General features: G+C 59.9%; 17 protein-coding genes. 14 read left to right on the top strand and 3 right to left on the bottom strand.

Translation table 11 applies throughout. From position 1 onward, the window contains the following. Positions 1–13 precede the first annotated feature (13 nt). Positions 14–1,846, top strand: a complete 1,833-nt coding sequence (locus tag ACE3O2_RS13360) for a SurA N-terminal domain-containing protein (RefSeq protein ID WP_374338267.1) — start codon at positions 14–16, stop codon at positions 1,844–1,846. 66 nt (positions 1,847–1,912) lie between these two features. Here the strand turns inward: ACE3O2_RS13360 and fabI are convergent, their stop codons facing one another. Beyond that, positions 1,913–2,698: an enoyl-ACP reductase FabI gene (fabI, locus tag ACE3O2_RS13355; RefSeq protein WP_168877494.1), complete on the bottom strand. Its 786-nt coding sequence runs from the start codon at positions 2,696–2,698 to the stop codon at positions 1,913–1,915. 198 nt (positions 2,699–2,896) lie between these two features. On the opposite strand from fabI, the gene ACE3O2_RS13350 reads away from it, so the two are divergent. Continuing rightward, a complete protein-coding gene (locus ACE3O2_RS13350; RefSeq protein WP_374338265.1) occupies positions 2,897–5,689 on the top strand; it encodes a putative bifunctional diguanylate cyclase/phosphodiesterase in 2,793 nt (930 codons plus the stop codon). A gap of 10 nt (positions 5,690–5,699) precedes the next feature. On the opposite strand, the gene metG is transcribed toward ACE3O2_RS13350, so the two are convergent. Further along, on the bottom strand, positions 5,700–7,784 hold the full coding sequence (gene metG / locus ACE3O2_RS13345) for a methionine--tRNA ligase (RefSeq protein WP_374338263.1): 2,085 nt from the start codon (positions 7,782–7,784) through the stop codon (positions 5,700–5,702). 170 nt (positions 7,785–7,954) lie between these two features. Here metG and apbC point away from each other — a divergent pair, with 170 nt between their 5' ends. Continuing rightward, positions 7,955–9,046: an iron-sulfur cluster carrier protein ApbC gene (gene apbC, locus ACE3O2_RS13340; protein ID WP_374338261.1), complete on the top strand. Its 1,092-nt coding sequence runs from the start codon at positions 7,955–7,957 to the stop codon at positions 9,044–9,046. A gap of 15 nt (positions 9,047–9,061) precedes the next feature. Here the strand turns inward: apbC and ACE3O2_RS13335 are convergent, their stop codons facing one another. Then, a complete protein-coding gene (locus tag ACE3O2_RS13335) occupies positions 9,062–9,457 on the bottom strand; it encodes a hypothetical protein (RefSeq protein ID WP_374338259.1) in 396 nt (131 codons plus the stop codon). Between the two features lie 122 nt (positions 9,458–9,579). Here ACE3O2_RS13335 and dcd point away from each other — a divergent pair, with 122 nt between their 5' ends. The 11 genes from dcd (at position 9,580) to infB (ending at position 22,287) form a co-directional block, all read left to right on the top strand. After that, on the top strand, positions 9,580–10,152 hold the full coding sequence (gene dcd / locus ACE3O2_RS13330; RefSeq protein ID WP_168877489.1) for a dCTP deaminase: 573 nt from the start codon (positions 9,580–9,582) through the stop codon (positions 10,150–10,152). Positions 10,153–10,166: 14 nt separating this feature from the next. Next, on the top strand, positions 10,167–10,844 hold the full coding sequence (locus ACE3O2_RS13325; RefSeq protein WP_168877488.1) for a response regulator transcription factor: 678 nt from the start codon (positions 10,167–10,169) through the stop codon (positions 10,842–10,844). Further along, positions 10,841–12,259: a sensor histidine kinase gene (locus ACE3O2_RS13320; protein ID WP_374338256.1), complete on the top strand. Its 1,419-nt coding sequence runs from the start codon at positions 10,841–10,843 to the stop codon at positions 12,257–12,259. Before ACE3O2_RS13325 ends, ACE3O2_RS13320 begins: the two co-directional genes overlap by 4 nt. A gap of 103 nt (positions 12,260–12,362) precedes the next feature. Next, the gene (locus ACE3O2_RS13315; protein ID WP_374338254.1) at positions 12,363–12,785 is read left to right on the top strand and encodes an EamA family transporter; all 423 of its coding nucleotides are present in this window, start codon (positions 12,363–12,365) and stop codon (positions 12,783–12,785) included. A 230-nt stretch (positions 12,786–13,015) separates the two neighbouring features. Further along, positions 13,016–14,275, top strand: coding sequence for an ABC transporter substrate-binding protein (locus ACE3O2_RS13310; RefSeq protein WP_374338252.1), 1,260 nt, complete (start codon positions 13,016–13,018; stop codon positions 14,273–14,275). A gap of 172 nt (positions 14,276–14,447) precedes the next feature. After that, entirely contained in the window at positions 14,448–15,350 is a 903-nt protein-coding gene (locus ACE3O2_RS13305) for a carbohydrate ABC transporter permease (protein WP_168877485.1), read from the top strand. Then, positions 15,343–16,191 (top strand): carbohydrate ABC transporter permease, encoded by an 849-nt coding sequence (locus tag ACE3O2_RS13300; RefSeq protein WP_168877484.1) that lies wholly within the window; start codon positions 15,343–15,345, stop codon positions 16,189–16,191. Before ACE3O2_RS13305 ends, ACE3O2_RS13300 begins: the two co-directional genes overlap by 8 nt. Before the next feature lie 29 nt (positions 16,192–16,220). Then, complete coding sequence (locus tag ACE3O2_RS13295) at positions 16,221–17,303, top strand: ABC transporter ATP-binding protein (RefSeq protein ID WP_374338249.1); 1,083 nt, start codon at positions 16,221–16,223, stop codon at positions 17,301–17,303. A 177-nt stretch (positions 17,304–17,480) separates the two neighbouring features. Next, positions 17,481–17,918, top strand: coding sequence for a ribosome maturation factor RimP (rimP, locus tag ACE3O2_RS13290; protein ID WP_374338247.1), 438 nt, complete (start codon positions 17,481–17,483; stop codon positions 17,916–17,918). Positions 17,919–17,990: 72 nt separating this feature from the next. Beyond that, on the top strand, positions 17,991–19,469 hold the full coding sequence (gene nusA, locus ACE3O2_RS13285) for a transcription termination factor NusA (protein WP_168877481.1): 1,479 nt from the start codon (positions 17,991–17,993) through the stop codon (positions 19,467–19,469). Positions 19,470–19,494: 25 nt separating this feature from the next. Further along, entirely contained in the window at positions 19,495–22,287 is a 2,793-nt protein-coding gene (infB, locus tag ACE3O2_RS13280; protein ID WP_374338245.1) for a translation initiation factor IF-2, read from the top strand. Positions 22,288–22,333: the final 46 nt, after the last annotated feature.

The raw sequence follows: 22,333 nt of genomic DNA, 5'->3' as shown, positions 1-22,333 counted from the left end.
GCAGGATTCGCCGATGTTTGATTTCGTAGAGAACAATCGCACCGCCATCAAGATCGTACTGGGCGCGGTTACTGTCGCCATGGTGATTGGCTTGGGGGCTGGCTATGTGAATAGCCCTGGCAGCACCACGGTGGCCGAGGTGGACGGGCATGGCATTGATATCCGTGACTTGGCTCGACGGCTGCAGGGTAACGCCGATGCTGCGCAACGGCAGGCCGTTTTACAGCAAATGATTCAGGAAAAGATGCTGGCGCGTCAGGCTAGCCGCCTGCAGCTGGCAGTGACAGACTCGGTGGTGCAGCAGACGATCCAGGCGATGCCGGAGTTCCAGGTCAAGGGCAAGTTTGATTTTGCACGCTACCAGCAACTGCTGAATGGCCCCAGGGGCTACACAGAAGCGTCATTTGAAGCGGAGCAGCGCGAGAAGCTGGCGATCCGTAACGTCCTGGGGCCGCTGGCCGGGTCCTCTCTGGTCAGCAATGCCCAGGTGGATGCCTATTGGCAAATGCGTGGGCAACAACGCGAGATAGCCCTGCTGCCCATTCCGGCAACGGACTACACTGCTGCAGTCAAGCTCGATGATAAAGCGATCAAGCAATATTACGATACGCATCTGGCGCAGTATGCAGTGGCAGAGCGGGTCAAGCTGGAGTACGTGATTCTGGATGCCGACTCCCAGCTGCCCAAGGTCCAGCTGGCAGCGGGTGCCGTTGAAGCGGAGTACAAGGCGAATCCCAAACTGTACGATCTGGCGCAACGCCGCATCAGCCATATCATGCTGACTGCGCCAGCAGATGCCAAGCCGGAAGACAAGGCCAAGGTCAAGGCGCATGCGGAAGCGCTGCTGGCAGAACTGAAGAAGGCGCCACAGGATTTTGCTGCAGTGGCCAAAGTGCAGTCACAGGACAGCAGTTCTTCAGAGAATGGCGGCGACCTGGGTGTGCTCAAGCAAGGAGAGCTGGGTGAGGCTGCGCTCGACAAGGCCGCGTTCAGCTTGCCGCTCAACGGTATCAGTGAAGTGGTGGAGTCCCGCTTTGGCTACCACATCCTGCAGGTGACGGAGATCAAGCCGACGGGGCTGGAGGCTGCACGGCCACAGATCGAGCTGAAGCTGAAACAGCAAGAAGCCGCCAAGCTGGTGGCGCGTGACACCACCGCGTTTGACAATATGCTGACGGAACAGGGCAAGAGCCTGAAACCGGTGGCGGACAAGTTTGGCCTGCAAGTACGGCAAAGTGACTGGATGGACCGCAAGCTGGCGCTGAATGCGGAGCTGAACACGGCTGAAGTGCGTGATGCCGTGTTCCAGCAGGATGTGCTCAAAGGCTATAACACCGCCATGGTGCCGCTGGGGACCAATCGTTACTTCGCCGCTCGCATTGTGGCGCGCGAGGCAGCCCGTACCAAGACGCTGGCAGAAGTGACGCCGGTGATCCGTAGCCTGCTGACGCAACAGCAAGCGACCAAGCTGGCGCGTGCAGAGGCTGAATCGCGATTGAAGGCCGCCCAAGCCGGGCAGGAGCCTGCAGGCAACTGGTCCACAGCTGAGAAGGTCAGTCGTGCCAATCCAGGCCCGCTGAATGAAGCCAGCCTCAAGGCGGTATTTGCTGCTGGGGTCCAGAAGCTGCCGGCCTATGTGGTGCTTGATCTGCCCAAGGGGGGCTCAGGGCTGGTGCGTATCAGCAAGGTGGAAGCCCCGGCGGCGCTGACGCCTGAGCTGCGCAAGCTGATCCGCTTGCAGATGGCGCAGGCGATGGGCATGCAGGAAATGCTGGGATACCAGAAGTGGCTGCAAGGCGAGATGAAGGTGGAAGTGCACAGCAAGCTGCTGCAACAAGCGCAGTAAGCCCAGCACCACTCCCATGAAAAAAGGCACCCGAAGGTGCCTTTTTTCATGGGGCAAGTAACGCGTTCAAGCTTCGTCCAGCACCCCGGCGGTAACGTTGAAGCCCGCATCCACATAGGTGACTTCACCGGTAATGCCGCTGGCCAGATCACTCATCATGAAGGCGACCACATTGCCCACCTCTTCAATGGTCACATTGCGCTTGAGCGGGGAGCGGGTTTCGGCAATCTTCAGCAGCGAGCGGAAGTTGGAAATACCGCTGGCGGCCAGCGTGCGGATCGGACCGGCAGAAACCGCATTCACCCGGTGACCTTCCGCACCCAGGCTGGTAGCCATGTAGCGGACATTGGCTTCCAGACTTGCCTTGGCCAGGCCCATCACATTGTAGTTCGGCATCACCCGTTCTGCCCCCAGATAGGTGAGGGTGAGCAGGGCCGAATTCGGGGCCAGCATCGGGCGGGCGGCTTTGGCCATGGCGGCAAAGCTGTAGGAACTGATATCGTGGGCAATGCGGAATGCTTCGCGATTGACCGAATCCAGGTAGTCACCGGACAGGGCTTCACGTGGCGCAAAGCCGATGGAGTGGACAAAGCCATCCAGTGTGTCCCAGTGCTGCTTCAGGCCAGCGAACAGGGCATCAATTTCCTCATCACTGCTCACATCGCAGCGGAGCAGGATGTTGCTGCCGAACTCGGCGGCCATTTCGGCTACACGGTCTTTCAGATCATCGTTCACATACGTAAACGCGAGTTCTGCGCCTTCACGGTGCATGGCTTGGGCAATCCCGTAGGCGATCGACCGGTTGGACAGCAGACCGGTAATCAGGATGCGCTTGTTGGCCAGAAATCCCATAGACTCCTCACATTTGTCTGGTGGTTGCTACCCGCGCATTATACCGCAGCCGTCGCTTGCATTGATGACTGTCTCTTGTTGGACTAAGGTGTAATAAAGCGCATGCACTGAACAGCAAGGGGGCGCAAACTGGATAGCCAATGGAACAGCCCGGCATGGCTGGAGAAACTCTGGCGGCTGACCCGGGCAGAGCAAGTATTGCACCTGCTGCAAACCGTGCTACCAGAGCAAGGTTGGGCTTGGTATGTCTGCGGCGATTTCTGGTTGCAGCGTCAGGCTGTGGCGGAGCCGGCGCAGTGGCCGGAAAGCTTGTCCCTGCGCGAGCTTGCCGAGGTGTGCGGGCAGCGACATGCCGGGCGCTGGACCACCGGCTGGGCGGAGCAACCGCTTGGTTATCTGGTGGTGCCGGGTGTGGAAAGCGGCGATGGTGTCATGCAGATGGTGGCCCTGCGCCTGGGCGACCTGCTGCAGCGCGAGCAGTTGCGGCGCACACGACGTACCCAGCGTGCCTTGTTTCAGATCGCCCACCTCTCCAGCAGTGAGCGTGAACCTGGCCGCTTCCTGCAGCAGACACACCAGATCATTCGTGAGCTGATGTATGTGGAGAACTTTTTCGTCAGCCTGTGTGACAACGATCACAAACGCATTCGCTTTCCCTACTATGCGGATCTGGTCGATGTTGACCACATTCCGGCGCCCGATGAATGGGAATCCATCGACGGCGAGGTGGTGTCACTGACCGGGGCGGTACTGTCACGCGGGCAGGTGCTGTCCTTGACGCGCGCGGAGCTGAACCGTGCTTTGCAAGCCGGTGAGCTGCGCTGTATTGGCCAGCCCCCGGAGTACTGGCTGGGTGTGCCGGTGCATGATGGTGAAGGTACCGTATTCGGTGCCGTGGTGACCCAGTCCTATTTACCCGAACAGGTACTCAGCTCGGAAGACCGGGCACTCTTTTTGGCGGTGGCTCAGCATATCGGGCTCGGTCTGGATCGCATTCTGCACCGCGCCAATCTGGAGGAGCAGGTGGCGGCGCGGACGGTGGAGTTGTCATCATTGAACCAGCAATTGCAGCTGGAAGTGGAAGAGCGTCAGCGCGCCGAGCATTTGCAGTCCGTGCTGCTGACCATCGCCGAGATCTCCAGCCGTCGTGGCAGACTGGATGACTTCTATGCGGAGCTGCACAAGGCGCTGCAACAGTTGCTGCATGCTGACAACTGCTATGTGGCCTTGTATGACCGCGAAACCGATCTGATCAGTTTTCCCTACTATGTGGACGGGGACAACCCGGTGCCCGCAGATCGGCACCCCGGTAATGGGCTGACTGAGTGCGTGATTGAGCGAGGATCGCCCATCCTGCTGTCGCAGGCAGATATTATGACCCTGCGGGAGCAAGGTGCCGTGAAGTCGCGGCGCCTCGATGAGCAGGAACCCCAGTCCTGGCTGGGAGCACCGTTGCTGGATGGTGACCAGGTATGTGGGGTGCTTGCCGTGCAAAGCTACGACGCGCGGCACTGCTATGTACCGCGCGATATGGAGCTGCTCAGTTTCGTCTCGGCCCATATCGCCAATGCGGTGACAAGACGTCAGGCTGCAGCGGCACTGGACTCGGCCTATCAGGAACTGGAGAACCGGGTGCAGCAGCGTACGCAGGAGCTGGACGAGGTCAATGCCCGGCTGCGCTATGACAATCTGCACGACACTCTGACCGGCCTGCCCAATCGCAGTCACCTGTTGAGCCGGATTGAGCAGTCGCTGGCCAGCAAGGCACGCTTTGCCGTGATGTTCATTGATCTGGATCGTTTCAAGGTCATCAACGACAGCATGGGGCATCTGGCGGGCGACCAGCTCCTCATCGCCGCCGCGCAGCGGCTGCGTGAGTGTTTGCGCACAGAGGATCTGCTGGCCCGGCTCGGAGGGGATGAATTCGCCGTACTGGCTCCGGATGCGCCGGCCAAGGCGGCAGAAAAACTGGCGCAGCGTATTGTAGAGATGTTTGACCGCCCGTTTACCTTGATGGGGCAATCGGTCTTCACCAGCTGTAGTATCGGCATTGTGACCACAGATGTGCAGCATCGACAGACGGCCAGTGACTTGCTGCGTGATGCCGATATTGCCATGTATCAGGCCAAGGCCAACGGGCGTGATGGCTATGTGCTGTTCAGCCGCATGCTACGGCGCAAGGTCAGCGGGCAGGTGGAAACCGAGACCGCCTTGCGGCGGGCGCTGAAGGAAACCAGCCAGCTGATCCCGTACTATCAGCCGATCGCTGATCTGGACAATGGTCAGGTAGTGGCGCTGGAGGCGTTGATCCGCTGGCGCAGGGGGCCTGACAACATTTTGTCGCCCGCTGCCTTCTTGCTGGAGGCCGAAGGGTCTCGCCTGATTGGGCGTATCGACTTGTACATGCTGGAGCAGGTATGCCGCTGGTTAGCCAGTCACGAGGCCCGCGACTGTCCGCCGGTGCATGTTAATTGCTCCAGCTATAGCATGTCCCGCAGTGAGCTGGTGGATGAGGTGATGGCCTTGTTGCACCGTTATCACGTACCTCCTGAACGGATCCAGCTGGAGCTGACCGAAAGTGCCTTGCTGGCCGACCCGGACCTGGCGGCTCGTACCCTGGATCGCTTGCGGGCCAATGGTATCAAGGTGGTGCTCGATGATTTTGGCACCGGCTTCTCCTCGCTCAGCTATTTGCACCGTTTTCACTTTGATGCGCTGAAGATCGACCGCTCGTTTGTGCTGGATGTGCTGAACAAACCCCAGAGTGAAGCCATCATCCGCACCATTGTGCGCTTGGCGGAGACCCTGGGGCTGGATCTGGTGGCGGAGGGAGTGGAGGATGTGGCGGTCTTGCAGCGGCTGAAGGACATCGGGGTGTCCAAGATACAGGGCTATGTACTGGATCGACCGGTTCCCGCGCAGGATATTCAGCTGGCGATCTGGCTGGAGCGCCTGCGTGGCTTTCTGCAGAAAGCCACGCCAAAACTCTAATCGAGCAGGATTAGCGGATGCGCATGCCGGGCAGGGCGCCCTCATGCGGTTCCAGCAGGAACACGCCGCTGTCATCACTGGTGCCGCTGGCGGCCAGGACCATGCCTTCCGACAGGCCAAACTTCATCTTGCGTGGTGCCAGATTGGCGATCATCACCGTGTGTTTGCCGATCAGGCTGGCCGGGTCGTAATGGGCCTTGATGCCGGAGAACACGGTACGGGTTTCGCTACCGATGTCCAGCGTCAGCTTGAGCAGCTTGGCTGCGCCTTCCACATGTTCAGCATTCACGATACGGGCAATGCGCAAGTCGACCTTGCTGAAATCGTCAATGCCGACAGTGTCGGCAATCGGCTCAACCGCGCTGGCAGCCGGTTCAGCCGCTGCTGGCTCGGCGGCCGCCGCCAGCGCCAGCTTGTTGTCTTCAATCATGGCGTCTACCTGTTTCTTGTCGATACGGGTCATCAGGTGCTGGTAAGGCTGGATGGTATGGTCCAGTAGCAGGTTGCCTGCATCCTGCCAGGTCAGCGGGCTGATGCAGAGGAAGCCCTCCACCTTTTCGGTCAGCGCGGGCAGCACCGGCTTCAGGTAGAGGGTGAGCAGGCGGAACAGGTTGAGCGCCACGCTGCAGACCTGTTGCAGCTGGTGATCTGCCCCTTCCTGCTTGGCCAGCTCCCACGGTTTCATCTCGTCCACGTACTGGTTGGCCAAGTCGGTCAGCGCCATAATGTCGCGCAGGGCTTTGGCGTAATCGCGCGCTTCGTAGTGGGCTGCGATTTCTTCGCTGGCGGCCTGCAGTTTTTCCAGCAAGCGGGTGTCGTCCAGTTGGCTGGCCAGCTTGCCGGCAAAGCGCTTGCTGATGAAACCGGCGCTGCGGCTGGCAATGTTGACAAACTTGCCGACCAGATCACTGTTCACCCGCGCCACGAAGTCTTCCAGATTCAGGTCGATGTCTTCGATGCGGTTGTTCAGTTTGGCGGCAAAGTAATAGCGCAGGTATTCCGGGCTCAGGTGCTTGAGGTAAGCCCCTGCGTTGATGAAGGTACCGCGCGACTTGGACATCTTGGCACCGTCGACCGTGACAAACCCGTGTGCGAACACCCCGGTCGGCTTGCGAAAGCCACTGAAGTGCAGCATGGCGGGCCAGAACAGGGCGTGGAAGTAGAGGATGTCCTTGCCGATAAAGTGATACAGCTCCGCTTTACTGTCCTTGCCGAAGAAGGTGTTGAAATCCAGCCCGATGCGGTCGCACAGGTTGCGAAACGAAGCCATGTAGCCAATTGGCGCATCCAGCCAGACGTAGAAGAATTTCTTGCCGTCGGTGCCCGGAATCGGGAAACCGAAGTAGGGCGCATCACGGCTGATGTCCCAGTCGGACAGGCCCCCCTCGATCCACTCATTCATCTTGTTCAGCGATTCCGGCTGCAAGTGTGGTTGCACACGACCATCCGCCAGCGTGGTTTCACCACGGGTCCAGTCACGCAGCATGTCGCTGCACTCGGTCAGACGGAAGAAGTAATGCTCGGATTCACGCAGTACCGGTGTGGCACCAGATACCGCCGAGTAGGGGTTCTTCAGTTCGGTGGCGGCGTAGGTGGTGCCGCAGACTTCGCAGGCGTCCCCATACTGGTCCTTGGCGCCACACTTCGGGCATTCGCCTTTGACGTAGCGGTCCGGCAGGAACATTTCCTTTTCCGGGTCGAACAGCTGGTTGATGGTGCGTACCGCAATCTTGTCATTGGCTTTCAGCGCCGCGTAGATGATTTCGGCGTAGCTGCGGTTTTCATCCGAGTGCGTGCTGTAGTAATTATCGTGCTGGATCAGGAAGCCCGCCGAATCTTGCCGGTGCTCTACCAGTGAGCGCGCTACCAGTGCTTCAGGCGTGATGCCTTCCTTTTCGGCGCGCAGCATGATGGGCGCACCGTGGGTGTCGTCCGCACAGATGTAGTAGCACTCATGCCCGCGCATTTTCTGAAATCGCACCCAGATGTCGGTCTGGATTTGCTCCAGCATGTGGCCGAGGTGGATTGGGCCGTTGGCATAGGGCAGGGCGCTGGTGACCAGAATCTGGCGTTTGGCAAAAGGAGGCGTGGTCATGTTAGGGCTTCAGCTGGTAATGGGAACAATAACTTGGCATTCTAAACCATCACTGCGCGGCTGTCGGCAATTCCCGGCTGCCGCTGGCGGTGGGCTTTGGTACAATCTGCACATCACGCATGGACCCGGCACTGTTCTGCCGGGCGCACACTTCGGCACGAAAGCGCATCATGGCATTCAGCGAACAGGCAGTACGCGAGGTACTGCAACAGCACATCGACCCCAATACTGGAAAGGACCTGATCAGCAGCAAAGCCGTCAAACGCCTGCACCTGGACGGCAATACGGTGCAGCTCGAGCTGGCCATGCCCTACCCCGGGCAGCGCTTTTTCCCGCAATTTGCCGAGCAGATCCGTCAGGCGGTGCAGGCCGCGACCGGTGCCGCTTCTGTGCAGGTACAGATCCGCAGCGAGATTGTGGCGCATGCCGCGCAGCGGGGTGTGCCGCATATTCCGGGCGTGAAGAATGTGATTGCGGTGGCCAGTGGCAAGGGTGGCGTCGGCAAATCGACAACCGCTGTGAATCTGGCACTGGCGCTGGCCGCGGAAGGTGCGCGTGTGGGCATGCTGGATGCGGATATCTATGGCCCCAGCCAGCCGACCATGCTGGGGGTGGAAAGCGTTCGCCCCGAGTCACCCGATGGCAAGCACATGACGCCGGTGCAAAGCCATGGTCTGCAGATCATGTCCATCGGTTTTCTGATCGACCCGGAGCAGCCGATGGTCTGGCGCGGGCCGATGGTCACCCAGGCGCTGCTGCAATTGATCAACGAAACGCAGTGGGACAACCTGGACTATCTGGTAGTGGACCTGCCACCCGGTACCGGCGATATCCAGCTGACGCTGGCGCAGAAGGTGCCGCTGACCGGTGCCGTGATCGTGACCACACCACAGGACATTGCGCTGATCGATGCCCGCAAGGGCTTGAAGATGTTCGAGAAAGTGAATGTGCCCATTCTCGGCATCGTGGAAAACATGAGCATGCACATTTGCTCCAACTGCGGGCATGCTGAGCCGATCTTTGGCGAAGGGGGCGGGGCGCGCATGGGACAGGACTACAAGGTTGAACTGCTGGGCCAACTGCCGCTGGACCTGGGCATTCGTCGCAGCACGGATGCGGGCTCGCCGACGGTGGTGGCCGAGCCTGATGGGCAAATCGCGGAGATCTACCGGCAGATTGCCCGCCGGGTGGCGGTGCGGGTGGGCGACATGCAGCAGGATTTCAGCGCCAAATTCCCGAAGATCGTCATCCAGCAGAGTTAATGGCGTAGCGCCTGCTCAATAAACGTGCAGGACTTGTACCAGCAGCTGCAGCAGCATGCCGCTGGCGGTGAGCAAGGCAATCAGTGCGGCAAGCAACAGCACATAACCGCACAGGCCCAGCCAGCGGATGCCGGGACGTAATGCCGGGATGGGCCAGCTGGCGAGCAGGGGCAGCAGCAGCAGACTGCCGCCCAGGATACCTGCGCGAATGGCATCGTCCACCGTGGTGTTGTCATCCAGTAGTCGCCAGTAGCACAGTGCGCAGCCCACCAGCACCGCATTGAGGAAGGCCAGCACCCAGCCTGCCGGCCCACCCAGCATGTCCCAGAAACGTTGCCAACGTTTGAGCTTGACCGGTGCTGTGGATGAGGACGGCTCAGTCGGCGCAGGGTCGGGTGCGGCGGGGTCCATGATGCTCAGTCCTGTTGTCATTGTCATTTCAGGGTCCGGTGTGGGGCATTGGCGCAGCATGCCGGTTCAACGTTACAATAGACCATTGCTGCAAGCCGTGCAGTAGATTGAAAGGGGAGCAGATGTCCATCAAGTCCGACAAGTGGATACGCCGCATGGCCGAGCAACACGGCATGATCGAGCCCTTTGAGCCGGGCCAGGTGAAAGAAGTTCACGGACAGCGTGTGGTGTCATATGGCACCTCCAGTTATGGCTATGACATACGTTGCGCCAATGAATTCAAAATTTTCACCAATATCAACAGCACCATCGTGGACCCCAAGGATTTCGACCACAACAACTTTGTCGATTTTCAGGGTGACGTCTGCATCATCCCGCCGAATTCCTTTGCCTTGGCGCGCACGGTAGAGTATTTCCGCATCCCGCGCGAAGTGCTGACCATTTGCCTGGGCAAGTCCACCTACGCCCGCTGCGGCATCATCGTCAACGTCACCCCGTTTGAGCCGGAGTGGGAAGGCTATGTGACGCTGGAGTTCTCCAACACCACGCCGCTGCCTGCCAAGATTTATGCCAATGAAGGTTGCGCGCAGGTGCTGTTCTTCGAAGCGGATGCCGATGATGTCTGCGAAACCTCCTATCGCGACCGCGGTGGCAAATATCAAGGGCAGGTGGGTGTCACCTTGCCCAAAACCTGACCGGGCAGAGCGGCATGCGCCTGTTTCTTGCAGAAGACGACACCATCCTGGCGGACGCGCTGTGCACCGGTCTGGGCAAGCATGGCTTTACGGTGGAGTGGGAGACCGATGGCGCGGTGGCTGAGCGGCGCTTGCTGAATGGAGAGTTTGACCTCGCCATTCTGGATATTGGCCTGCCCTCGCTGGATGGACTCACCCTGCTGCGGCGGGTGCGCATGCTCAAGCCCTCGCTGCCCATTCTGCTGCTCACCGCGCTGGACGGGCTGGACAACCGGGTGGCCGGGCTGGACGCGGGTGCGGATGATTATCTGGCCAAACCCTTCGAGTTCCCCGAGCTGGAAGCCCGCTTGCGCGCCTTGATGCGTCGCAGCCATATTCTGCCGCCTTCTGCTCAGCAGTTTGGCGAACTGATGCTGGACCGCGCTGCGCAACGCGCCTGGTACGCGGGTACGCCGCTGGATCTGTCGGCTCGCGAGCTGGCGGTGCTGGATATCCTGATCTCCCGGCGTGACCGGGTGGTGACCAAGGAACAGATCGCGGAAGGCTTGACCGAAGAGCCGAGCGAGGTGGGGCTGAACGCCATTGAGGTTTATATCCACCGACTGCGCAAGAAACTGGAACCCTGCCATGTTGGTATCCGCACCATACGCGGCTTGGGTTATCTGCTGGAACAGCAGGGCAGCGAAGCGTGACCCAGCGCTGGGCCAAAGCCAATCTGGGGCCCAGGAAGCTGTCCTTGCGACGGCTGCTGCTGATCTGGTTGCTGCTACCTCAGCTGGTGCTGTGGGTGGCGGGGGCCTGGGTCAGTTACAACGTGGCCTTGCGCTACGCCAATATCGCGATTGACCGCAGCCTGTGGCAATCCAGTAAAGCCTTGGCCCGTCAGGTGCAGCCACTGGGCGGCGGCCTCTATATTGATTTCCCCAAGGCGGCACAGCAGATTCTGGAAGAAGACCCGGATGACCGGGTGTACTACATGGTCAGCACCCCACCGGGCCGTTTTATCCTGGGCAACCGCAATTTGCCACCGGTGCCGTCACGCCAGAGCGTGCACCTGAATGATCCCTTCTTTTACGATGGCAAACTGGGCAGCCTGACTGTCCGTGTGGCGGCGTTGTACCTCAACTATGGCTCGGTCAAACAGCCGCAGTTGCTGCTGGTGCAGGTGGCCAAGGGGGTGGTGGCGCGCGAAGAGTTGGCGCGCGAGATTCTGTACGCCACCGTGGTGCCACTGTCCATCCTGATGGGCCTGACCAGTGTGCTGGTGTGGAGCGGGATCAGCCGTGGCCTTAACCCTTTGCGGCGTTTGCGTCGTCAGGTCGAGAATCGCAACCCGCAAGATCTGGCACCGATCGAATTGCACAGCGCGCCGGACGAAGTGCGCTCGCTGGCCGAGGCGCTGAATGCCCTGCTCGGGGCCGTCAACCATAGTATCAGTGTGCAGCGCCGCTTTATCGGGGATGCTGCACATCAGCTGCGCACCCCGCTGGCAGGGCTGAAATCACAGACTGAACTGGCCATGCAGGAAACTGATCCAGCCCAGCTGCGCGAGCGCTTGCAGCGGGTGCATACCAGTGCAACTCGCAGTATTCACCTGGTCAACCAGCTGTTGACGCTGGCCCGGGCAGAGCCCGAGCAAGAGCATGCCTTGCTGCGGGCTCCGGTGGAGCTGGGCAAGCTGTTACGGGAAGTGACCGCCGAGGCTGTACCCCGTGCCTTGCAGGCCGGGGTGGATCTGGGTTGCGAGGTCGGGACGGAGGCGGTGCACATTGCGGGCAATAGTGCGCTGTTGCGGGAGTTGCTGCTAAACCTGATCGACAATGCCAACCGCTATGTTGGGCAAAACGGTACGGTGACCGTCCGTTTGCGTCGGGAGGGCGACCTGGCCGTGGTCGAAGTAGAGGATGACGGGCCGGGTATCGCTGAAGCGGACAAGGAGCGCGTGTTCGAGCGTTTCTATCGAGGTGTGCAAACGGGCAATGGCTGCGGGCTGGGCTTGGCCATCGTACAGGAAATCGCCCGCCGTCATGCCGCCGAAGTGCTGCTGCAGGATGTGGTGCCGCACGGCTTGCGGGTGCAGGTCCGTTTCCCGCTGGAGGCGGACTGATTGCTGGCGTGTATGTGGGATGGCTGCAATGGTCATGCCTGGTCTAGTACCCGGTCGGTAAGTCCAAACACCTGTGATGCTGTGCAATGGAAGGAGGGTGAACATGGAACGCTGGGTGGGCTATGCCGTGGTATCCATGTTGTTTGCGGGCTTTACTTCTGTGGTCGCCAAGCAAGGGTTACAGGGCATCTCGGCGGAGCTGGGCTTGACCGTGCGTACGCTGTTTGTCGCCATCTTCATTCTGCTGTTTGCCGCGCAAGCGGTGCCGCTGTCCAGCTTGCAGACCTTGCATGGGCGTAATCTGCTGTGGCTGGGCTTATCAGGTGTGACCACTGCCATTTCCTGGGTGTTTTATTACAAGGCACTGAAGGCCGGTGATGTGGCTACCGTGGCCTTGATCGACAAGGGCAGTGTCGTGGTGGCCATGCTGCTGGCTTGGCTCGTGTTGCGGGAGCAGATCAGCGTACGCATGCTGCTGGGCGCTGGCTTGATTGTCAGCGGCTTGCTGGTGATTGCCCGCAAGTAAACCTGTTCGCCTATGCACGGAAAGCCGCCTCAGGTGCGGGGCTGACAGCATGCTGTCACCGTGGCGCGCATTCGCTTACTTAACTCTCTTAAAAAACTTACTCAAAACTTACAAAAACTATTTACTTCTGTAAGGTAGCTGTCTATAGTGAGCAGCAATTGGCGTGCTGTAACAGGCAGCAACACCAATTTGTCTGTCACCTATAAATTGTTCCTGTAAGGAGAAGAGACGTGTCGCTGAAACTGAAAACCCTGCTCAAAGCCCTGACCGTAGCTGGTGTAGTGAGTGCTGCTGGTGCAGCGGTGGCTGGTGAAGTGGAAGTGCTGCACTGGTGGACCTCCGGTGGTGAGGCCAAATCGGTGGCTGAACTGAAGAAAATGATGCAGGCCAAGGGCCACACCTGGAAAGATTTCGCGGTGGCTGGTGGTGCTGGTGACAATGCCATGACCGTGCTGAAGTCGCGCGTGGTGTCGGGCAACCCGCCTGCAGCTGCACAGATCAAGGGCCCGGCCATCCAGGAATGGGCGGCTGAAGGCGGCGTGGCAGACATCTCTGCCGTGGCCAAGGCCAACAACTGGGACAAGGTGCTGCCGTCTGTCGTGTCCCAGCAGATGAAATACAAGGGCGCTTACGTGGCTGCCCCGGTGAACGTGCACCGCGTGAACTGGCTGTGGGTCAACAAGGCCGCGCTGGACAAGGTGGGCGGCAAGGCTCCGGCCAACTGGGACGAATTCTTCGTGCTGGCCGACAAGTTCAAGGCTGCAGGCATTATCCCGGTCGCACACGGTGGCCAGGACTGGCAAGACTTCACCACCTTTGAAGCGGTGGTGCTGGGTGTCGGTGGTGCCAAGTTCTACAACGATGCGCTGGTGAAGCTGGACCAGAAGGCGCTGAAGTCGCCGACCATGGAAAAAGCGCTGACCGTGTTCAAGAAGATCCAGAGCTATGTGGACAAGGGCGCTCCGGGTCGTGACTGGAACCTGGCTACTGCCATGGTGATCCAGGGCAAGGCCGGCATGCAAATCATGGGTGACTGGGCCAAGGGTGAATTCGTTGCTGCTGGCAAGGCACCAGGCACCGACTTCGTCTGCGCAGCGACTCCGGGTTCCGCCAATGCCTACACCTTCAACGTGGACAGCTTCGTGATGTTCAAGCAGAAGGATGCCAACAATGCCAAGGCACAAGGCGATCTGGCTGCTGCCATCCTGAGCCCGGAATTCCAGGAAGTGTTCAACCTGAACAAGGGTTCCATCCCGGTACGTACTGACTCCAAGATGGACAAGTTTGACAGCTGCGCCCAGCAGTCCAACAAGGACTTCCTGGCCACGGCCAAGAATGGCGGTCTGCAACCGTCCATCGCCCACGGTATGGCTGTTTCCCCGGCTGCTGCAGGCGCCATCAAGGATGCTGTGTCCAATTACTGGAACACCAACGGCATGAGCGCCAAAGATGCCATGGCCAAGATCGCCGCTGCAGCACAAGCCAAGTAAGCGTTACCAGTCTGACGCAAGCCTTGACGCCGGGCCCAGGCCCGGCGTGAAAAGGGGCACCAGCGTCATGCTGCGTGCCCCTTTTCACTTTCCAATGCCCTGACCGTGCGTCCTGCACGGGGTGTTGTATAGTCAATGCATACAGGCTTGCCTGACGAGCAAAGGTATTGTCATGTCTGATCAATCATCCGTTGTCGGCACGCGCCGACTGGACCAGTGGTTGCCGAAGATGGTGGTTGCGCCATCCTTTGTGCTGTCGCTGATCTTCATTTATGGCTTCATCCTGTGGAACGGCTACCTGTCGTTCTCGGAATCCCGCATGCTGCCCAACTATGACTGGGCGGGCACGGTGCACTATGAGGCACTGTGGGAGAACGACCGCTGGTGGGTGGCGGTCAAGAACCTGGGTATTTTCGGCGGCTTGTTCATCCTGGTGGGCACGGTGCTAGGCCTGTTTCTGGCGATCCTGCTGGATCAGAAGATCCGTCTGGAAGGGGCGCTGCGCAGTATCTATCTGTACCCGATGGCGCTGTCCTTCATCGTGACCGGTACCGCCTGGAAGTGGATGCTGAACCCGGAGTTCGGACTGGAGCATCTGGTGCAGTCCTGGGGCTTTCCCAACTTTACCTTCGACTGGCTGGTCAACCCGGATTACGCCATCTACACGGTGGTGATCGCCGGGGTGTGGCAGTCCTCGGGTTTTGTGATGGCGTTGTTCCTTGCCGGTTTGCGCGGGATTGACGATTCCATCATCAAGGCGGCCCAGGTGGATGGTGCATCGCTGCCGCGTATCTACTGGCGCATCATCATCCCGTCGCTGCGCCCGGTGTTCTTCAGCACCATCATGATTCTGGCGCATCTGGCGATCAAGAGCTTTGACCTGGTGATTGCCCTGACCAATCGCGGGCCGGGCTACTCCACCGACATGCCGGCCTCGTTCATGTACACCATGGCGTTCGAGCGCGGCAAGCTGGGTATGGGGGCGGCCAGTTCCACCATGATGCTGGCTATGCTGGCGGCCATCGTGGTGCCTTATCTGTATTCGGAGCTGCGGGGTTACAAGAAAAATGGCTAAGAGCGGACGCTTCGTGATTTATGCAGTGCTGCTGCTGGCCGCGCTGTTCTACCTGATGCCGATGTATGTGATGCTGTCCACCTCGCTGAAGTCGATGGATGACATCCGTAACGGCGGCCTGCTGGCCTTACCCAGTGCGCTGGACTTTACCGCCTGGCTCAAGGCGTGGTCGGGTGCCTGTACCGGTATTGAATGCAGTGGCCTCAAGCCCTACTTCCTTAATTCGGTGATGATGGTGGTGCCGGCTGTGCTGACCTCCACCCTGCTGGGGGCCATCAATGGCTATGTGCTGACCAAGTGGCGTTTCAAGGGGTCGGACCTGATCTTCTCGCTGATGCTGTTTGGCGTGTTCATGCCGCTGCAGGTGGTGCTGCTGCCGATGTCGCAGACGCTGGGCTGGCTGGGGCTGACCGAGTCGATCTGGGGACTGGTGACGGTGCACGTGCTGATGGGGATTGCGTCGACTACGCTGTTCTTCCGCAACTACTACATCTCGATTCCGGATGAGCTGGTGAAGGCCGCGACGCTGGATGGCGCAGGATTCTTCCGCATCTTCTGGCGCATCATCTTGCCGCTGTCCACCCCGATCTTCATGGTGACGCTGATCTGGCAGTTCACCAATATCTGGAACGACTTCCTGTTTGGCGTGGTGTTCTCCGGAGCAGACAGCAAACCGATTACGGTGGGCCTCAACAATCTGGTGAATACTTCCACTGGGGTGAAGGAATACAACGTGGACATGGCGGCGGCCATCATTGCCGGTCTGCCCACCATGCTGGTGTACCTCATCGCGGGCAAATACTTCGTGCGCGGCCTCACCGCCGGCGCCGTCAAGGGCTGACGGGGCGTGCCCCGCAAAGGAATGCGAACATGCGTGCATTGAAAATCAAGAATGTCAAAAAGAGCTTCGGCGGGACCGACATCCTCAAGGGCATCAATATCGAGATCGAGCCGGGGCAGTTCCTGATCCTGGTCGGGCCTTCCGGGTGTGGCAAGTCCACCCTGATGAACCTGATTGCGGGTCTGGAGAACGTCACCAGCGGCGACATCGTGATCGGTGACCGGGTGGTGAACGATGTACCACCGAAGGATCGCGATATCGCCATGGTGTTCCAGAGCTATGCGCTCTATCCCAACATGAATGTGCGGCAGAACATCACCTTCGGCATGGAAATGCGTAACGTGCCGAAAGACGAGCAGACCAAGACCTTGGCCCGCGTGGCCAAGATGCTGCAGATTGAGCACCTGCTGGACCGCAAGCCGGGGCAGCTGTCCGGTGGCCAGCGCCAGCGGGTGGCGATGGGGCGCGCGCTGGCGCGCAACCCGGGGCTGTTCCTGTTTGACGAGCCGCTGTCCAACCTTGACGCCAAGCTGCGCGTGGAGATGCGGACCGAAATCAAGCTGCTGCATCAGCGTACCAAGACCACAGTGGTGTACGTGACGCACGACCAGATTGAGGCCATGACGCTGGGTGATCGTATTGCCGTGATGCGCGATGGCGTGATCCAGCAGTTCGGCAGCCCACAGGAAATCTACGACAACCCGGCCAATATGTTCGTGGCAGGCTTCATTGGCTCGCCGTCGATGAACTTCATCCCGACCAAGCTGGTGGCCCGCGAGGGTGGGCTCGGCGTGGAGATTCAGCACGGTGAGCAACACTGGGTGTTCCCGCTGCCGGAGAAGAAGGGCCTGGAAGCCTGGGTAGGCAAGGACGTGGTGCTGGGCATTCGCCCGGAGCAACTCACCGCCAACAGCGAAGGTTACGACTGCAAGGTCGACATCATTGAGCCGACCGGTCCGGATACCCTGGTGTTTGTCGAGCTGAACCACAAGGAAGTGGTGTGCCGCGTGCATCCGCGGGATGCCAAATTGCCGGGTGAAACCATTCGCCTCGGCGTTGATCTGAGCAAGGCGGTACTGTTCGATCCCAAGACCGAGCAACGTATCGACTGATTCCCTGTGTCACCTTACGTGCACATTGGCCGGGTAGCGCGCTGCCCGGCCTTTTTTATCAGGCGACAGTGACCGGTTTTGTCAATCGGCATCAAGTCTGGTACAATCCAGCCGTTTATCGGATTCGCTTTTTCAGTACTGATGGGCCTCGGCCCTTTTTTTGTTTGTGGAACGGGTATGGACATTCGCGCATTGGTCGAACACACGCTGGGCGGGATGGGGTTTGAACTGGTTGATCTGGTGGTAACCCCTCGCGGCGGCTTTCAGCTGTTTATCGACCGGCTGGACCAGAGCAATGGTGGCGTCACCATTGATGACTGCGTGCGGGTCAGCAACCAGTTGAGCAACGTTTTCCTGGTGGAGAACGTCGATTATGACCGGCTGGAGGTGTCCTCGCCGGGGCTGGATCGCTTGCTGAACAAACCGGCGGATTTTGTACGCTTTGCCGGTCGCAAGATCAAGGTCAAGCTGCGCACTCCGCTCGATGGGCACAAACGCCTGGTAGGGCATCTGAAAGGGCTGCAGGACGATGTGCTGACCCTTGATGTGAACGGTCAGGCACAGGCGGTACCGATGTCGCAGGTCGACAAGGTGCGGCTGGAACCGGAATTCTAACAGCGGCGTTTTCAAGAGAAACGGCCGTCAGGCAGGTATGACAAGGTTATTGGGAATCCCCGGAGGCAAGACATGAGTCGTGAAATTCTGTTGCTGGTCGACGCGCTGGCTCGGGAAAAGAACGTCAACAAGGAAGTGGTGTTTGGCGCGCTGGAGTATGCGCTGGCCTCGGCCACCAAGAAGCGTTACAGCGAAGATATCGATGTGCGTGTGCAGATCGACCGTGTCACTGGTGAATACCAGAGCTTCCGTCGCTGGGAAATCGTCGAAAAGGACGTGTTCGAATTCCCCAGCAAGCAAATGATGCCGCATGAGGTGGAAGAGGATTATCCGGAACTCAAGCTCGAACTGGGTGAGTTCGTGGAAGAGCCGCTGGAAGCCATTGAATTTGGCCGCATTGGCGCACAGACCGCCAAACAGGTGATCTTGCAGCGCATCCGTGATGCAGAGCGTGAGCAACTGCTGGAAGACTTCTTGGCCCGCAAAGAACACCTGGTCAATGGCGTGATCAAGCGCATGGACCGTAACGGCGCCATCATCGAAGCCGGCAAGCTGGAAGCCCTGCTGCCGCGTGACCAGATGATACCGAAGGAAAACCTGCGGGTGGGCGACCGGGTGCGTGCGTTCCTCGCCAAGGTCGAGCGTACCGCACGCGGTCCGCAACTGTTCCTGTCGCGCACCTCGCCGCAATTTATCGGCAAGCTGTTCGAGCTGGAAGTGCCGGAAATAGAAGAAGGCCTGATTGAGCTGAAGGGCGCGGCGCGTGACCCGGGTGTGCGCGCCAAGATCGCGGTCAAGAGCAATGACCCGCGCATTGACCCGCAGGGTACCTGCATTGGCATGCGTGGCAGCCGTGTGACGGCGGTGACCAATGAACTGTCCGGCGAACGCGTGGACATCATCCTGTGGTCCAGCGATCCGGCCAGCTTTGTGGTCAACGCGCTGGCTCCGGCCGAGATCAGCAAGATCTCGGTGGATGAGGAAGCCCATAGCATGGATGTGGTGGTGGATGAAGACCAGCTGGCGATTGCCATCGGTCGTGGTGGCCAGAACGTGCGCCTCGCCTCCGAGCTGTCGGGTTGGCAAATCAACATCATGACCGTGGATCAGGCGGAAGAAAAGAATGCCGCCGAATTCGCGGCCATCCGTCAGCTGTTTATCACCACGCTGGATGTGGATGAAGAAGTGGCGGACGTGCTGGTGGACGAAGGCTTCTCCACGCTGGAAGAAGTAGCCTATGTCCCGCTGGCCGAAATGCTGGAAATCGATGCCTTCGATGAAGACACTGTGAACGAACTGCGCAGTCGTGCCCGTAATGCACTGTTGACCCGTGCCATCGCCAGCGAGGAACAGCTGGAAGCAGGTGCAATGGACCTGCAATCGGTGGACGGTGTAGACAGCGCCATCGCACACAAGCTGGTAGAACATGGTATTCAAACCCGTGATGACCTGGCCGAATTGGCCGTTGATGAGCTGGTCGAGATGACCGGCATCGACGAGGAGCGCGCCAAGGCGCTGATCCTGAAGGCCCGTGCACACTGGTTTAACTGAGACACTCCGGGAACAAGGAGCGAGTATGGGAACGACAAACGTCGCACAATTTGCGGAAGAGCTCAAGCTGCGGCCTGAGCTGCTGCTGGACCAGCTGCGCGCGGCCGGGGTGAGCAAGTCTTCATTGAATGATCAGCTGTCTGAGGCCGACAAGTCCCGGTTGCTGGACTACCTGCGCCGTCAGCATGGCGCAGCATCGGACAAGAAGATTACCTTGACCAGCCGCCAGACCACCACCATCAAGCAAGCAGATGGTGCCGGTCGCGGCCGCACCATTCAGGTGGAAGTCAAAAAGAAGCGGGTCTTCGAGAAGCGCGAACCTCAAGCTGCGGAAGCCCCGGTGGCCGAAGCCGAAGTTGCGCTGGAAGCTCCAGTGCCGGTGATTGAAACGCCGGTGGTTGAAGCACCTGAGGTGGTGGTAGCCCAGCCGGAGCCGGTTATCGAAGCCCCGGTCGTGGAGGTGGTGCCGGAGCCGGTCGTGGTGGTCGAACCGGAACCCGAGCCGGTAGTGGAGCCCGTGGTGGTGGCCGAAGTTGAAGCGGTCCAGCCGGAGCCGGTGGCTGAAGCCCCGGCAGCCGCGCCGCAGCCTGCCGCAGAGGCCAAATCCAAGACCCAGGGTACCCTGCATGTCAAACATGCCTTCCTGACACCGGAAGAAATCGCCGCGCGTGAGCAGGATGCCAAGCGCCAGGCGGAGCTGCGCGCTCGCCAGGAAGCCGATCGTCAGGCCCGTCTGGATCGCGAAGAGCGTCTGCGTCGTGCACAAGCTGCCCAGCAGCAGGCTGCTGCTGCGCCGAAGCCTGCGGAAGCCGCACCGGCCCGTGGTGCTGCGGCCAAGCCCGCCGCACCGGCCGCGACCGACCGCAAAGATGCCGCGCCGAGCAAGGACAACAAGGACGCCCGCAAGGGTGGTGGCCGTGATGAGCGTGACGATGGCAACCGCAAGCGTGGCCTGAAGGTGCGCGGTGGTGCCGATAGTAACGACCGTCGTTCCCGCAAGGGTGGCAAGCGCGGTGGTAGCGATGCCAACTCCACCTTCCAGGCGCCGACCGAGCCGATGGTGCGTGACGTTGCGGTGCCGGAAACCATTACCGTGGCCGAACTGGCGCACCGCATGGCGGTGAAAGCGGCTGAAGTGATCAAGACCATGATGAAGATGGGGTCGATGGTCACCATCAATCAGGTGCTGGACCAGGAAACCGCCATGATCGTGGTGGAAGAAATGGGTCACGTTGCCAAGGCCGCCAAGCTGGATGATCCGGAAGCCATGCTGGCCGATGCCGACGAGCAACATCAGGATTACCAGCTGTCGTCCCGTGCACCGGTGGTGACGGTGATGGGTCACGTTGACCACGGCAAGACCTCTTTGCTGGATTACATCCGCCGCGCCAAGGTGGCATCGGGCGAAGCGGGTGGCATTACCCAGCATATTGGTGCGTATCACGTGGAAACCAGCCGTGGCATGATCACCTTCCTCGATACTCCGGGTCACGAGGCGTTTACCGCCATGCGTGCTCGTGGTGCCAAGGTGACCGACTTGGTGGTGCTGGTGGTGGCCGCTGACGACGGCGTGATGCCGCAAACCATTGAAGCCATTCACCACGCCAAGGCCGCTGAAGTGCCGATCGTGGTAGCGGTGAACAAGATCGACAAGCCGGATGCCAATCCCGAGCGGATTCGTCAGGAACTGGTGCAGCATGAAGTGGTACCGGAAGACTGGGGCGGCGATGCCATGTTTGTCGAAGTGTCGGCCAAGCAAGGTACCGGCATTGACGAACTGCTGGAAGGCATCCTGCTGCAGGCCGAAGTGCTGGAGCTGACCGCTCCGGTCGATGCGCCAGCCAAGGGTATTGTGATCGAAGCCCGTCTGGACAAGGGCCGTGGCCCGGTCACCACCCTGCTGGTGACCAGCGGTACGCTGCGTCGTGGCGACGTGGTGCTGGCTGGTGGCGTGTATGGTCGCGTTCGTGCCATGCTGGATGAGAACGGCAAGCCGGTGGATGAAGCCGGTCCGTCGATTCCGGTCGAGATTCTCGGCTTGTCCGATGTGCCGAATGCCGGTGAAGATGCGATGGTGCTGGCTGATGAGCGCAAGGCGCGTGAAATTGCCCTGTTCCGTCAAGGCAAGTTCCGCGACGTCAAGCTGGCCCGTCAGCAGGCCGCCAAGCTGGAAGGCATGTTCGAGCAGATGGGCGAGGGCGAGGTCAAGACCCTGCCGTTGATCATCAAGTCCGACGTGCAAGGTTCTTACGAAGCGCTGGCGCAGTCGCTGCAGAAGCTGTCGACCGAAGAAGTGAAGGTCAACATCATTCACAGCGCGGTGGGTGCCATTAGCGAATCCGACGTCAACCTGGCGATTGCCTCCGGCGCCGTCATCATTGGCTTCAACGTGCGTGCCGATGCGCAATCACGCCGTCTGGCCGAAGGCAATGGCGTGGACATCCGCTACTACAACATCATTTACCAGGCGGTGGATGAGGTGAAGTCGGCGCTGTCCGGTATGTTGGCACCGGAGAAGCGCGAGCAGGTCATCGGTATGGTGGAAGTGCGTCAGGTGTTCGTCATCTCCAAGGTGGGGACGATTGCCGGCTGCTACGTGCAGGATGGTATGGTCAAGCGTCACGCCGGGGTGCGTGTACTGCGTAACAACGTGGTCATCCACCAGGGTGAGCTGGACTCGCTCAAGCGCTTCAAGGACGACGTCAAGGAAGTGCGCTCCAACTTTGAGTGCGGCCTGTCGCTGAAGAACTATAACGACCTGGTCGAAGGTGACCTGCTGGAAATCTTCGAAGTCGTGGAAGTGGCCCGCTCGCTGTAAGGCGTGCTGGGTGCAGGATCGGAACGCCGGACCGAGTGTCCGGCGT

Origin of the sequence: Leeia sp. (assembly GCF_041909055.1) — a bacterium.
Lineage (GTDB): Bacteria > Pseudomonadota > Gammaproteobacteria > Burkholderiales > Leeiaceae > Leeia > Leeia aquatica.
This window is presented reverse-complemented; position numbering and strand designations above follow the sequence as displayed.